The sequence below is a fragment of the Paraburkholderia sp. LEh10 genome, from assembly GCF_017814945.1.
Taxonomy (GTDB): domain Bacteria; phylum Pseudomonadota; class Gammaproteobacteria; order Burkholderiales; family Burkholderiaceae; genus Paraburkholderia.
Map to the genome: position 1 here is coordinate 1 of NZ_JAGIPX010000279.1, position 331 is coordinate 331.

At 76.1% G+C, this 331-nt stretch carries 1 pseudogene; it reads right to left on the bottom strand.

The annotated features are described in order from the left end of the window. Nucleotides 1-85 precede the first annotated feature (85 nt). Nucleotides 86-331 (bottom strand): annotated as a pseudogene (locus tag J8I87_RS45595) (hypothetical protein); the annotation flags it as partial.

The window sequence follows — 331 nt, forward strand, 5'->3', positions numbered from 1 at the left end:
ACGGTCGATGCAGAAGTGTGAGATGTTCATCGGATCGGGTGCGCCGGGTTGCGCCGGCTGGCGTCGGTCGTCATCGGATGTCAGGTCATGGGCTTGCGGCCGGGGCGCCGGGGCCGGGACGCGGCGGCGGCTGGGTCGGGGTTTGCCCCTGCGGCGGCTGCATCTGGGCAAGCGCGGTGGGCGGCGCCGGCATCGACGCGGCCGCCGCGCTGGCCGCGGGCGCCGAAGCCGGTGTGCCGGGTGTGCCGCCCGTACCGCCGGTGCCGCCGGGCGAGGGCGGCGCGCCCACCACCTTGATCTGCGCATCCGACGACACGCGGATCGCGCCGTC